Here is a 12233-nt window from a genome sequence, read left to right as displayed (position 1 = left end):
ATCCGCAACCTACCGAGGGGCGCTGCAGGAACGAGGCAAACACCATCGTTCCCAGGCTCGGTTTAAAACGGCGCTCACTGATCAACCCTGCCGGGCGCAGGGGGCCGCCGGTGAGCAACAACGCCGCACCTCCCCTCCCCGTCACAGTTATTTAGGAGCTTACTGTGGCTGAATTCAAAGACTACGTCATCGCCGATCTTTCCCTTGCCGACTGGGGTCGCAAGGAAATCCTCATTGCCGAAACCGAAATGCCGGGCCTGATGGCCATCCGCGAGGAATTCGCCAAGACCCAGCCGCTCAAGGGCGCGCGCATCACCGGTTCGCTGCACATGACCATCCAGACCGCCGTGCTGATCGAGACGCTGACTGCGCTCGGCGCCGAAGTCCGCTGGGCCTCGTGCAACATCTTCTCGACCCAGGACCACGCTGCCGCCGCCATCGCCGCGCAGAACATCCCGGTCTTCGCCGTCAAGGGCGAAACCCTGGTCGATTACTGGGATTACACCCACCGCATCTTCGAATGGGCCGACGGCGGCTATTCGAACATGATCCTCGACGACGGCGGCGATGCCACCCTGCTGCTGCACCTCGGCGCCCGTGCCGAGAAGAACATCGAGCTGCTGGCCAAGCCGGGCTCCGAGGAAGAAACCATCCTCTTCGCCGCCATCAAGGCCAAGCTGGCCGTCGATCCGACCTGGTACTCCGTGCGCCTGGCCCAGATCAAGGGCGTCACCGAGGAAACCACGACCGGCGTCCATCGCCTGTACCAGATGCACCAGCGCGGCGAACTCAAGTTCCCGGGCATCAACGTCAACGACTCGGTGACCAAGTCCAAGTTCGACAACCTGTACGGCTGCCGCGAATCCCTGGTCGACGGCATTAAGCGCGCCACCGACGTCATGATCGCCGGCAAGATCGCCGTCATCGCCGGCTACGGCGACGTGGGCAAGGGTTCCGCCCAGGCCATGCGCGCCCTGTCCGCACAAGTCTGGGTCACCGAAATCGACCCGATCTGCGCCCTGCAGGCCGCCATGGAAGGCTACCGCGTCGTCACCATGGAATACGCCGCCGACAAGGCCGACATCTTCGTCACCACCACCGGCAACTTCCACGTTATCACCCATGACCACATGGTGAAGATGAAGAACAACGCCATCGTCTGCAACATCGGTCACTTCGACAACGAAATCGACGTCGCGTCGATCGAGAAGTACCAGTGGGAAGAGATCAAGCCGCAGGTCGACCACGTCATCTTCCCGGACGGCAAGCGCATCATCCTGCTCGCCAAGGGCCGCCTGGTGAACCTCGGCTGCGGCACGGGCCATCCGTCCTACGTGATGTCCTCGTCCTTCGCCAACCAGACCATCGCCCAGATCGAGCTGTGGACGGAAGCGGTCAAGGGTTCCAACAAGTACCCGGTCGGCGTCTACACCCTGCCCAAGCACCTCGACGAGAAGGTCGCCCGCCTGCAGCTGAAGACGCTCAATGCGCAACTGTCCGAGCTGACCGACGAGCAGGCCGCCTACATCAGCGTCCCGAAGGAAGGCCCGTACAAGGCCGACCACTACCGGTACTGAGAGTCGCTAGTCGGTAGTTGCCAGTCATTCGCGGGGAAAACCAAGCCCCCGCTTTTGCTAACAACCACCGACTACTGACCAACAACTCGCCATGAGCATGAACTCCTTCCACGCGCGGCAGAAAAAGCCGCGGCCGGCACGCGAGCCGTCGTACGAACGACCGGCTGGCGTGTCGCGGGCGGATGCCCTGCTCGTCGCCCAGAAGCTGGCCCCTTCGCGCACGGCGGCCCAGTCACTGATCAAGGAAGGACGCGTCAGCTGGGCAGGCGGCCCGATCGGCAAGCCGGCCATGGATTTGCCGGACGACACGCCGCTGATCGTCGCCGCCGACCCGGATGGCCATTTCGTTTCGCGCGGCGGGCAGAAGCTGGCCGGTGCCCTGGCGCGGACCGGCATCGCCGTCGGCGGCAAGGTTTGCCTCGACGTCGGCCAATCGACCGGCGGCTTCACCGACTGCCTGCTGCAAACCGGCGCCCGGCATGTCGTCGGCGTCGATGTCGGCCACGATCAGTTGCATGCGAACCTGCGCGCCGATCCGGCGATCACCGCCATCGAAGGGGTCAATTGCCGCAGCTTGAGCGCCGCCGATCTCGGCCAGGCGTTTCCGGCCAACGGTTTCGACCTGATCGTCGGCGACGTTTCCTTCATTTCGCTGACGCTGATCCTGCCGCAACTGCCCGCCCTGCTGGCAGCGCAAGGCGACATGCTGCTGCTGGTCAAGCCGCAGTTCGAAGTCGGCCCGGCCAACATCGGCAAGGGCGGTATCGTCCGCGACACCGCCCTTTACGTCGACGTCGAACGCAAGCTGCGGGACTGCGCCCGCATCCTCGGCCTGACCGTCCGCGCCTGGCTGGACAGCCCGATTACCGGCGGTGACGGCAACCGCGAATTCTTCATCTGGTTGAACAAATGAATACAGAAATCTCCATCGAGTTTTTCCCGCCGCAAACGCCGGAAGGCGTCGACAAGCTGCGCACCGTCCGTGCCAAGCTGGCCGAACTGAAGCCGAGTTTCTTTTCGGTCACCTTCGGCGCCGGCGGCTCGACCCGCGAACGCACCTTCGCCGTGGTCAAGGAAATCGCCACCGAAGGCTTCGACGCCGCCCCGCACCTGTCGTGCATCGGCTCGACGCGCGAATCGATCCGCGACATCCTCGCCGACTACAAGGCGGCCGGCATCCGCCGCATCGTCGCCCTGCGCGGCGACCTGCCCTCGGGCATGGCCGAGACCGGGGAATTCCGCTACGCCAACGAACTGGTCGAATTCATCCGGGCCGAAACCGGCGACCATTTCAGCCTCGAGGTCGCCGCCTACCCGGAATGGCACCCGCAGGCGCGCAGCCCGAAGGACGATCTCGAGGCCTTCGCGCGCAAGGTCAAGGCCGGCGCCAATTCGGCCATCACCCAGTATTTCTTCAACGCCGACGCCTACTTCAGCTTTGTCGACGAAGCCCGGGCGCTGGGCGTCGACGTACCCATCGTCCCCGGCATCATGCCCATCGTCGGCTTCACCAAGCTGGCCCGTTTCTCCGATGCCTGCGGCGCCGAAATCCCGCGCTGGATGCGCAGGAAATTCGAGAGCTATGGCGACGATGCCGACGCTATCCGCGCCTTCGGCCTCGATGTCGTCACCGAACTGTGCGAACGCCTGCTCAAGGGCGGTGCCCCCGGCCTGCACTTCTATTCCATGAACCAGTCGGCGCTGACCACTGAAATCTGCCGCCGCCTCGGCTGATCCGGACGACAGACAAAGCAAGCCCGCGCCTGGTGCGCGGGCTTTTTTGCGCCTCGAAAAATCAGGCGGCTTGCGTCACGATCACGTTCTGCGCCGGCATCGGTGCCGGGAATCCGGCTTCGGCCAGCGCCTCGCGGATCACCCGGTTGGTATCGAAATACACCTGCCAGTAGTGGTCGTTGTGGCAGTACGGGCGCACCGCCAGCACCGGCCCGACCAAGGTGAAATCGAGGATCTCGACATCGATCTTGGGCTCGGCCAGAACATTGGGAATGGCGGCGATCCTGTCGCGCAGCAGGGCCATCGCGGCCTGATGATCGGCCGCGCCGGCCAGCTGGCATTTCAGATCGACCCGGCGGAACGGGTTGTGGGTGAAGTTCTGGATGTTGTCGCCGAATATCTTGTTGTTGCCGATCACGGTCGACACGTTGTCCGGCGTATTGACCGTCGTCGCGAACAGGCCGATTTCGGTCACCGTCCCCGTGAGGCCGGCCACGGTCACGAAATCACCGACCTTGAAGGGGCGCAGCACGATCAGGAAGGCGCCGGCCGCGAAATTGGCCAGCAACCCCGCCCAGGCCGCCCCGATGGCGATACCGGCACCGGCGATCAAGGCCGCAAAGGTGGTGGTCTGGATACCGAAGTAGCCGAGGATGCCGATGACCAGCAACACGTTCAGCGTGACGGTGACGATGGACCCGACGTAGCGCAGCACCGTCGGATCGACCTTCTGTCTTTCGAGCGCGGCGCGCACCATGCCGACGGCGACGCCGATCAGCCAGCGGCCGATCACCCAAAAGGCAATGGCCGCGAGTATCTTGACCCCGACATCGGTAGCCGTTGCGACAATCAGATCCTGGTAACGGGAAATATCCTGCTCGGTCATTTCTGCTCTCCTTCCACCGTGAAAGATGCCCCGAATGGGCACCGCAAATTCTAGTTCGGCCGCCCGGAAAAAATATGCCGGGGCACATATCTTCACAAAACTCCGCTTTCCCGTTGACGCACCAAGGGGTGGTCTATATAATTCGCGCTCCCTAGGCGGGTCGGTAGCTCAGTCGGTAGAGCAGCGGACTTTTAATCCGTTGGTCGCGAGTTCGAATCTCGCCCGACCCACCAGTCGTTTTGCAGGGGATTCTGGGGCGTTAGCTCAGTTGGTAGAGCAGCGGACTCTTAATCCGTAGGTCCACAGTTCGAATCTGTGACGCCCCACCAGAATAAAAGCTCTAAGCCTCGGCCTGGTGCCGAGGCTTTTTGCTTCAGCAGTACCCGGTTCGCCCTGGCGAATCGACCACCGGACGCGGGGTGGAGCAGTTGGCAGCTCGTCGGGCTCATAACCCGAAGGTCGCAGGTTCAAGTCCTGCCCCCGCAACCACAGCATTCCAGCAAAAAGGCCAGTCGCTCGACTGGCCTTTTTCTTTGTGGTGGGTGCCGCTTTCCGCTTACTTGCGGCCGAACTTCTCGGCCAGCTGGCTCAGCTTTTCCTGCCGACGCTGCTCGGCCTTCGCTTCCGCCTCGGCCGCCTTGCGTTGCTCGGCCTGCTTCTTGAAGCGTTCCTTCAGCTGCTCGGCCGCGTGCTGGCGGTTTTCGTCGGTTACTTCCCCGGCCGGCGAGCCATCCAGGTTCAGGCGCATGCTGCCTTTTTCCATCTCCTTCAGGTAACGCGTCGAGATGGTGTGGCTACGCATCGCCATGCGCAGGGACTTCTTGCTGACCTCGGGCAACTGGGCGAAGACCTGCTTGTCGATGCCGATGGCCAGCGGGCTGAAATTGCGGAAGACATCGAAACGCGTCTGCAGGTCCTTGAGCAGGGCACGCGCATCGACGGGTTTGTCGGTGGTGGTTTCTGTGGTCATGATGAAACGGGAACGAGTCGAGGCGCGAAGGTTAGCACGAAGGCACGCATTTTCGGCCTCGAATCCGCATTCAGACGCCGTTTTTACGGAACCAGGCGAGCATCCGCTGCCAGCCATCCTCGGCTTCTTCCTTGCGGTAGCTGGGCCGGTAGTCGGCATGAAAGGCATGCGGCGCATTGTCATAGACGTGGATTTCCGACGCCTGCGCAGCCGCCCCGCCCAGCTGGAGCGCCTTCTCCATGGCCTCGACCGTTTCCAGCGGGATGCCCGCATCGAGACCGCCATACAGGCCCAGCACCGGAGCTTTCAACTGGCCGGCCAGGTCGGTCGGATGCCTGGGCGTGAAGTCGTTGGCGACCCCCACCAGACGGCCGTACCAGGCCACCCCGGCCCTGACCCCGGGGTTGTGGGCGGCATACAGCCAGGTGATGCGGCCGCCCCAGCAGAAGCCGGTAACGGCCAGCCGGCCGGTGTCCGCACCCTTGCCGGCGGCCCAGGCCACGCAGGCGTCGAGGTCGCTCAACACCTGGGCATCCGGCGTCTTGCTGGTGATCCGCGCCTGGATATCCGGAATGCTGGCGATCTGACGCGGGTCCCCCTGGCGGGCGAACAGTTCCGGGGCAATCGCGCAGTAGCCCAAGCTGGCGAAACGGCGGCAGACGTCGCGGATATATTCGTGCGCACCGAATATCTCGGAAACCACCAGCACGACAGGCGGTTTTTTCAGCCCCACCGGAACGGCGCGGTAGGCCACCATGTCGCCATCCTTCACCGGCACCTTGATTTCGCCGGCGACCAGGCCCGTCTCGTCGGTCTTGATCGCCGTTTGCGCCAAGACCGACTGGGTGGCCAGCGCAAATCCGGCGCCCAGCGACGTGACGATAAAGCTTCGGCGATCGAAGGATTGTGCCGGCACAAGACTGTCCAACTCGGATTCGGTTTCCATGGCTTGCCTTTTCAGTGGGTTACATCAAGACGATGTCGTACTGCTCCGGGGAATAACTCGGCTCGGACTGCAGGGAAACGGCCTTGCCGATGAAGTCGGAAAGCATGGCCAGCGATTGCGACTCCTCGTCGAGGAAGAGATCGACGACCTCCGGGCCGGCCAGGATGCGGTACTCGCGGGCATTGAACTGCCGCGCCTCGCGCAGCAACTCGCGCAGGATCTCGTAGGCCACCGTGCGCGCCGTCTTGACCTCGCCGCGCCCGCCGCAGGTCGGGCAGGACATGCACAACACATGGGCCAGCGACTCGCGGGTGCGCTTGCGGGTCATCTCGACCAGGCCGAGCGCCGTGAACCCGTTGACCGTCAGCCGGGTGTGGTCGCGGGCCAGCGCCTTGTTGAACTCGTCGAGCACGGCTTTCTTGTGCTCCTCGTTCTCCATGTCGATGAAGTCGACGATGATGATGCCGCCGAGATTGCGCAGCCGGAGCTGGCGGGCGATGGTGACCGCCGCCTCCAGGTTGGTCTTGAAGATGGTGTCGTCGAAATTGCGCACGCCGACGAAGCCGCCGGTATTGACGTCGATGGTGGTCATCGCCTCGGTCTGGTCGATGATCAGGTAGCCGCCCGACTTCAGGTCGACGCGGCGCGCCAGCGCCTTCTGGATTTCCTCCTCGACCCCGTGCAGGTCGAACAGCGGGCGCTGGCCGGTGTAATGCTCGAGCAGCGACTGCACCGCCGGCGTGTATTCCTCGGCGAAAGTGGTCAGTTTCTGGAAGTTTTCGCGCGAGTCGATAAAGATGCGGGTGGTTTCGGGATTGACGAAATCCCGCAGGACGCGCTGCCCCAGCGACAACTCCTGATAAAGCAGCGACGGCGGCGCCGAAATGCGCGCCCGGTCGCGAATGTCCGCCCAGGTCTTCTTGAGGTACGCGATATCGGTCGCGAACTCGGCCTCGCTGGCGTTCTCGGCCATGGTCCGCACGATGAAGCCGCCCTTCTCGTCCGCCGGCATCAGCCGGGTCAGCTTGTCGCGCAAGGCCTCGCGCTCGGCCTCGGACTCGATGCGCTGGGAGATGCCGATATGTTTTTCCTGCGGCAGGTAGACCAGCATGCGGCCGGCAATGGAAATCTGCGTGGACAGTCGGGCGCCCTTGGTGCCGATCGGGTCCTTGATCACCTGCACGACGATGCTTTGCCCTTCGGCCAGGATGCGCTCGATCGGCCGCTCGGTCGCCGTCTCGCGCGGCTGCCAGATATCGGCGACATGCAGGAAGGCGGTGCGCTCGAGGCCGATCTCGACGAAGGCCGACTGCATCCCCGGCAAGATGCGCACAACGCGGCCCAGATAGACGTTGCCGACCAGCCCGCGGCTCGCCGTGCGCTCGATGTGCAACTCCTGCACAACCCCTTGTTGCATAACGGCAACGCGTGTTTCCTGCGGCGTGAAATTGATCAGGATTTCTTCGGTCATACGCTCTACAATTCGCGGTTTTTTCTGGATTCTACTATGCGCAAGGCGCCCGAACTTCTCGCTCCCGCCGGCTCGCTCGACATGATGCGCACCGCCTTCGATTTTGGCGCCGACGCAATCTATGCCGGCCAGCCGCGCTACAGCCTGCGCGTCCGCAACAACGAGTTCGGCACGCTGGAAAAGCTGGGCGACGGCATCGCCGAGGCGCATGCGCGCGGCAAGCAGTTCTTCGTCGTCAGCAACATCTTCCCGCACAACGCCAAGCTGACCACCTACCTCGCCGACATGGCGCCGGTCGTCGCCCTCAAGCCGGACGCCCTGATCATGTCCGACCCCGGGCTGATCGACATGGTACGCGAGGCATGGCCCGAACAGGCGATCCATTTGTCGGTACAGTCGAACACCGTCAACTGGGCGGCCGTCCGTTTCTGGAAGAAGCTGGGGCTGACCCGCATCATCCTGTCGCGCGAGCTGTCGCTCGACGAAGTGGCCGAAATCCGCCAGCAATGCCCGGACATCGAGCTCGAAGTCTTCGTCCATGGCGCGCTGTGCATCGCCTACTCCGGCCGCTGCCTGCTCTCCGGCTACTTCAACCACCGCGACCCCAACCAGGGCACCTGCACCAATTCCTGCCGCTGGGACTACAAGGTCCATCAGCCGGCCGAACAGCCCGTGCAGTTCATGGATCGCGACGCGGAAATCCTGCTCGAGGAAAAGCAGCGCCCGGGCGAGTTGATGCCCATCGAGGAAGACGAGCACGGCACCTACATCATGAACTCGAAGGACCTGCGCGCCATCGAACACGTGCATCGCCTGGCCGAGATCGGCATCGACTCGCTGAAGATCGAGGGCCGCACCAAGAGCCCCTACTACGTCGCCCGCACCTGCCAGGCCTATCGCCAGGCCATCGACGACGCGGTCGCCGGCCGCCCCTTCGACGCCAGCCTGCTCGGCGAGCTGGAGAACCTGGCCAACCGCGGCTATACCGACGGTTTCTACCAGCGCCACCACGATGCCGACTACCAGAACTACCTGCGCGGCCATTCCGAGTCGGACAAGAGCCAGTACGTCGGCGATGCGGTAGCCTTCGACACGGCCCGCGGCCTGATGGAAATCGCCGTCAAGAACCGCTTCGCGCTGGGCGACGACGTGGAGTGCGTCCATCCCGGCGGCAACTATCGCCAGCGCCTGAGCCGGATGGAAAACAAGGACGGCCAGCCGGTGTCCGTCGCCCCCGGCAGCGGCCACCGCGTATGGGTCGATTTGCCGGCGCTGTACACCGATTCGTTCCTTGCGCGTTTTATGTAATAAAGTCCATACAAATCAACATCAAACCACTTTGTGCACCGCAACAACAAGGTGTAATATTCGCGTCATGAGCCAGAACCAGAACCGCATGCCCCTGATCGATGCCCTGAAGGCGGTCGCGGCATTGCTCGTGCTGATGAACCATTTCTCGTCCTACGGCCCGCTGGCCGAGGCCGCGCGCGACTATTTCCCGGTCGTTTTCAACTGGTTCTTTGAGTACGGCCGCATGGCGGTGCAGGTCTTCCTGGTCATCGCCGGCTTCCTCGCGGCGCGCGGCCTGTCGGCCCACGGGCAGGCGCTCTCCGGATCGCCGCTGCCGCTGATCTGGAAGCGCTACCTGCGCCTGGCCGTGCCCTACCTCGCGGCCATCGGCCTCGCCATCATCGCCGCGGCCATCGCCGACCGCTGGATGGAAGACGACGCGATTCCGGCGCGCGCCACCTTCCTGCAATGGCTGGCCCACGCCGCCCTGCTGCACGGCCTGCTTGGCTTCGACGCCCTGTCGGCCGGCGTCTGGTACATCGCCATCGATTTCCAGCTGTTCGCACTGATGGCCATCCTGCTGTGGTCGGGTCGCGTCCGCATCGTCGCGCCGGCGCTGGTGCTGGCCGTCGCCACCGCCTCGCTGTTCTGGTTCAACCGCGATGCCGGCTGGGACAACTGGGCGATCTATTTCTTCGGCTCCTACGGCCTGGGCGCCGCCGCCTGGTGGGCATCCGATCGCCGGCAAATGTCCTCCTGGCTGGGCGTCATCCTGACTGTCGCCATTGCCGCGCTGGTCATCGATTTCCGCCTGCGCATCGCGCTCGCCCTGGGCGTCGCCATGCTGCTCGGTTTCGGACGGCGCACCGGCCTGCTCGAACAGTGGCCGGCTTTCCGCCCGCTGGCCTTCCTCGGCCAGATCTCGTACTCGGTCTTCCTGGTGCACTTCCCGGTCCTGCTGCTGGCCAACACCTTGTACGCCCAGACCGATTACGACTCACCGCTGTCCACTTTGGTCTGCCTCGGCCTGTCGGTATCGGCCAGCATCGCTGCCGCAACCCTGTTCTATCGCTGGATCGAAAGCCCGGAAGCCAGCCGGCGCATCACCGCCGCGCTGAGCTGGAGCGCCGGCAATACGCTGCAGATCGTGCGCAAGGTGCCGCTGGTCGGCACCCTGCTCGCCCGTCGCTTCTGATCAGTCGGCCAGTTCCTGCCGCCCGCGGAAGAACTCCAGGGCTTCCGGATTGGCCAGGGCTTCGACGTTCTTCACCGGCTGCGCCTGCACCACGTTGCGCACGGCCAGTTCGACGATCTTGCCCGACTTGGTGCGCGGGATGTCCTGCACCTGCACGACCTTGGCCGGCACGTGGCGCGGCGTGGTGTTGTCCTTGATCTGCTTCTTGATGCGCTCGATCAGCGCGGCATCGAGTACGCAGCCTTCCTGCAGGCGCACGAAGAGCACCACCCGCACATCGTCTTCCTTGCCCGGCGGCCAGGCCTGACCGATGACCAGCGATTCGAGGATTTCCGGCAGCTGCTCGACCTGGCGGTAGATTTCCGCCGTGCCGATGCGCACGCCACCGGGATTCAACGTGGCGTCCGAACGGCCGTAGATGATCATGCCGTCGTGTGCCGTCAGTTCCGAGAAATCGCCGTGGCACCAGATATTGGCGAAGCGCTCGAAATAGGCGGCATGGTATTTCGCGCCATCCGCATCGTTCCAGAAGCCGACCGGCATCGCCGGGAAGGGCTTGGTGCACACCAGCTCCCCCTTTTGCGAACGCACCGGGCTGCCGTCGTCGTCCAGGACCGCGACCGCCATGCCCAGGCCGCGACACTGGATTTCGCCGCGATACACCGGCAGCACCGGGTTGCCGAGGACGAAGCAGGAAATGATGTCGGTACCGCCGGAAATGGAAGCGAGCAGGATGTCCTGCTTGATTTCGCGGTAGACCCAGTCGAAGCCTTCCGGCGACAGCGGGCTGCCCGTCGAGAACATGGCGCGCAGGGCGCCGAGATCGTGGGTCTTGCCCGGCGTCAGGCCCATCTTGGCCGCCGCGTCGATGAACTTGGCCGAGGTGCCGAAGTGGGTCATCCGCTCGGCCGCCGCATAGTCGAACAGCACCGTGCCGCCGCCGGCGAACGGCGAGCCGTCGTAGAGCAGCAGCGTCGCCCCGCAGGCCAGGCCGGAGACCAGCCAGTTCCACATCATCCAGCCGCAGGTGGTGAAGTAGAACAGCCGGTCGCCGGGGCGCACGTCGCTGTGCAGCTGGTGCTCCTTGAGATGCTGCAGCAGGGCGCCGCCGTGGCAATGGACGATGCACTTGGGCACGCCGGTGGTGCCACTGGAAAACATGATGAACAGCGGATGATCGAAGGCGACGCGGCAGACGACGACCTCGGCGGCACCGTCCACGGGGGCCAGATCGTTCCAGCATGTGGCCCCGGCGATACCGGCCAGCGACGGCTGTGCATTCAGGTAGGGGACGACCACCGTTTTCAGCAGCGACGGCATGCGGGCGACCACTTCGGCGTTCTTGGCCAGGCAATCGACCGGTTTGCCGTTGTACCAGTAGCCATCGACGCAGACCAGCACCTTGGGCTCGATCTGGCCGAAGCGGTCGAGCACGCCCTGCACGCCGAAATCCGGCGACGCGGACGACCAGATGGCGCCGAGCGAGGTGGCGGCCAGCATGGCGACCAGGGTTTCCGGCAGGTTGGGCAGGTAGCCGGCAACGCGGTCGCCCTCGCCGACGCCGGCGGCGATCAGGAATTGCTGGAAGCGGGCGACTTCGGCGTAGAGTTCGGCCCGGCTCATCCGCCGCTTCACCTTGTCCTCGCCCCAGAACACCAGCGCCTCGCCGGTATCGCGCGCCTTGAGCAGGTTTTCGGCGTAGTTCAGGCGGGCATCGGGAAACCAGCGGGCGCCCGGCATGCGCTCGCCATCGACGAGAACCCGCCCCCCCTTGTCGCCAACGGCGCCGCAGAAATCCCAGATCGTCGACCAGAAGGCCTCCGGCTGGTCAACCGACCATTGCCAGAGATCGGCATAGCGACCATGGCCGGTCGCCTGCATGAACGACGCCATGCGGGTATCGCCGACGGTTTGGGGATTGGGTTGCCACAAGGGCTGCGCTTCGATGGCGTAGGTCATTTTGTCTCCTGGGTGTTGTCGATTTTGCATGACAGGATAGCAGGTTAACGTTAACGTCAACTGTCGCCAACCGGACAAAGGTCGAGGTGGTTGCGCGACGGGAAAACCGCAAAATATCACCGAACCAAGGAGAACCCCATGTCCCAAGTCGTCCTCAGCGAAGTCATCGGCAAGGTAGGCCTGATCCGCATCAACCGGCCGGAGG

At 64.1% G+C, this 12233-nt stretch carries 10 protein-coding genes, 3 tRNA genes and 1 riboswitch; of the genes, 8 read left to right on the top strand and 5 right to left on the bottom strand.

Annotated features, from left to right (window positions below):
• Nucleotides 1–8: 8 nt before the first annotated feature.
• Nucleotides 9–83, top strand: a riboswitch (S-adenosyl-L-homocysteine riboswitch).
• A gap of 81 nt (nucleotides 84–164) precedes the next feature.
• The 3 genes from ahcY (at nucleotide 165) to metF (ending at nucleotide 3311) form a co-directional block, all read left to right on the top strand.
• Nucleotides 165–1577: an adenosylhomocysteinase gene (ahcY, locus tag Q0P59_RS13030; protein WP_295006905.1), complete on the top strand. Its 1413-nt coding sequence runs from the start codon at nucleotides 165–167 to the stop codon at nucleotides 1575–1577.
• Between the two features lie 91 nt (nucleotides 1578–1668).
• A complete protein-coding gene (locus tag Q0P59_RS13025) occupies nucleotides 1669–2490 on the top strand; it encodes a TlyA family RNA methyltransferase (protein ID WP_295006903.1) in 822 nt (273 codons plus the stop codon).
• On the top strand, nucleotides 2487–3311 hold the full coding sequence (gene metF, locus Q0P59_RS13020) for a methylenetetrahydrofolate reductase [NAD(P)H] (protein WP_295006901.1): 825 nt from the start codon (nucleotides 2487–2489) through the stop codon (nucleotides 3309–3311). The genes Q0P59_RS13025 and metF overlap by 4 nt, the downstream gene beginning before the upstream one ends.
• 61 nt (nucleotides 3312–3372) lie before the next feature.
• On the opposite strand, the gene Q0P59_RS13015 is transcribed toward metF, so the two are convergent.
• Entirely contained in the window at nucleotides 3373–4197 is an 825-nt protein-coding gene (locus Q0P59_RS13015; protein ID WP_295006899.1) for a mechanosensitive ion channel family protein, read from the bottom strand.
• A 157-nt stretch (nucleotides 4198–4354) separates the two neighbouring features.
• Here Q0P59_RS13015 and Q0P59_RS13010 point away from each other — a divergent pair.
• The 3 genes from Q0P59_RS13010 (at nucleotide 4355) to Q0P59_RS13000 (ending at nucleotide 4686) form a co-directional block, all read left to right on the top strand.
• A tRNA-Lys gene (locus tag Q0P59_RS13010) sits at nucleotides 4355–4430 on the top strand.
• A gap of 20 nt (nucleotides 4431–4450) precedes the next feature.
• A tRNA-Lys gene (locus Q0P59_RS13005) sits at nucleotides 4451–4526 on the top strand.
• Between the two features lie 84 nt (nucleotides 4527–4610).
• Nucleotides 4611–4686: transfer RNA gene (locus Q0P59_RS13000), tRNA-Met, on the top strand.
• A 67-nt stretch (nucleotides 4687–4753) separates the two neighbouring features.
• On the opposite strand, the gene Q0P59_RS12995 is transcribed toward Q0P59_RS13000, so the two are convergent.
• The 3 genes from Q0P59_RS12995 to rng all read right to left on the bottom strand — a co-directional run bounded on the left by Q0P59_RS12995 (nucleotide 4754) and on the right by rng (nucleotide 7584).
• Nucleotides 4754–5167 carry a ProQ/FINO family protein gene (locus Q0P59_RS12995; protein ID WP_295006897.1) on the bottom strand — a complete coding sequence of 138 codons (414 nt, stop codon included), beginning with the start codon at nucleotides 5165–5167 and terminating at the stop codon, nucleotides 4754–4756.
• A 70-nt stretch (nucleotides 5168–5237) separates the two neighbouring features.
• On the bottom strand, nucleotides 5238–6113 hold the full coding sequence (locus tag Q0P59_RS12990) for a dienelactone hydrolase family protein (RefSeq protein ID WP_295006895.1): 876 nt from the start codon (nucleotides 6111–6113) through the stop codon (nucleotides 5238–5240).
• 19 nt (nucleotides 6114–6132) lie between these two features.
• Nucleotides 6133–7584, bottom strand: coding sequence for a ribonuclease G (gene rng / locus Q0P59_RS12985; protein ID WP_295006893.1), 1452 nt, complete (start codon nucleotides 7582–7584; stop codon nucleotides 6133–6135).
• A gap of 36 nt (nucleotides 7585–7620) precedes the next feature.
• On the opposite strand from rng, the gene yegQ reads away from it, so the two are divergent.
• Both yegQ and Q0P59_RS12975 read left to right on the top strand, forming a co-directional pair.
• Nucleotides 7621–8892 (top strand): tRNA 5-hydroxyuridine modification protein YegQ, encoded by a 1272-nt coding sequence (gene yegQ, locus Q0P59_RS12980; RefSeq protein WP_295006891.1) that lies wholly within the window; start codon nucleotides 7621–7623, stop codon nucleotides 8890–8892.
• 67 nt (nucleotides 8893–8959) lie between these two features.
• On the top strand, nucleotides 8960–10069 hold the full coding sequence (locus Q0P59_RS12975; RefSeq protein ID WP_295006889.1) for an acyltransferase: 1110 nt from the start codon (nucleotides 8960–8962) through the stop codon (nucleotides 10067–10069).
• Here the strand turns inward: Q0P59_RS12975 and Q0P59_RS12970 are convergent, their stop codons facing one another.
• Nucleotides 10070–12028, bottom strand: a complete 1959-nt coding sequence (locus Q0P59_RS12970) for an acetoacetate--CoA ligase (RefSeq protein WP_295006887.1) — start codon at nucleotides 12026–12028, stop codon at nucleotides 10070–10072.
• Nucleotides 12029–12233 lie beyond the last annotated feature (205 nt).

Origin of the sequence: uncultured Dechloromonas sp. (assembly GCF_945957265.1) — a bacterium.
GTDB lineage: Bacteria > Pseudomonadota > Gammaproteobacteria > Burkholderiales > Rhodocyclaceae > Azonexus.
The sequence above is the reverse complement of the archived record's forward strand: the minus strand, read 5'-3'. Positions and strand labels throughout refer to the sequence as shown.

Excerpts from the sequence above, each read along its gene's own strand:
- Q0P59_RS13025 (WP_295006903.1), top strand. The coding sequence starts at position 1,669 with ATGAGCATGAACTCCTTCCACGCGCGGCAGAAAAAGCCGCGGCCGGCA.
- metF (WP_295006901.1), top strand. The coding sequence starts at position 2,487 with ATGAATACAGAAATCTCCATCGAGTTTTTCCCGCCGCAAACGCCGGAA.
- Q0P59_RS13015 (WP_295006899.1), bottom strand. The coding sequence starts at position 4,197 with ATGACCGAGCAGGATATTTCCCGTTACCAGGATCTGATTGTCGCAACG.
- Q0P59_RS12995 (WP_295006897.1), bottom strand. The coding sequence starts at position 5,167 with ATGACCACAGAAACCACCACCGACAAACCCGTCGATGCGCGTGCCCTG.
- Q0P59_RS12990 (WP_295006895.1), bottom strand. The coding sequence starts at position 6,113 with ATGGAAACCGAATCCGAGTTGGACAGTCTTGTGCCGGCACAATCCTTC.
- rng (WP_295006893.1), bottom strand. The coding sequence starts at position 7,584 with ATGACCGAAGAAATCCTGATCAATTTCACGCCGCAGGAAACACGCGTT.
- yegQ (WP_295006891.1), top strand. The coding sequence starts at position 7,621 with ATGCGCAAGGCGCCCGAACTTCTCGCTCCCGCCGGCTCGCTCGACATG.
- Q0P59_RS12975 (WP_295006889.1), top strand. The coding sequence starts at position 8,960 with ATGAGCCAGAACCAGAACCGCATGCCCCTGATCGATGCCCTGAAGGCG.
- Q0P59_RS12970 (WP_295006887.1), bottom strand. The coding sequence starts at position 12,028 with ATGACCTACGCCATCGAAGCGCAGCCCTTGTGGCAACCCAATCCCCAA.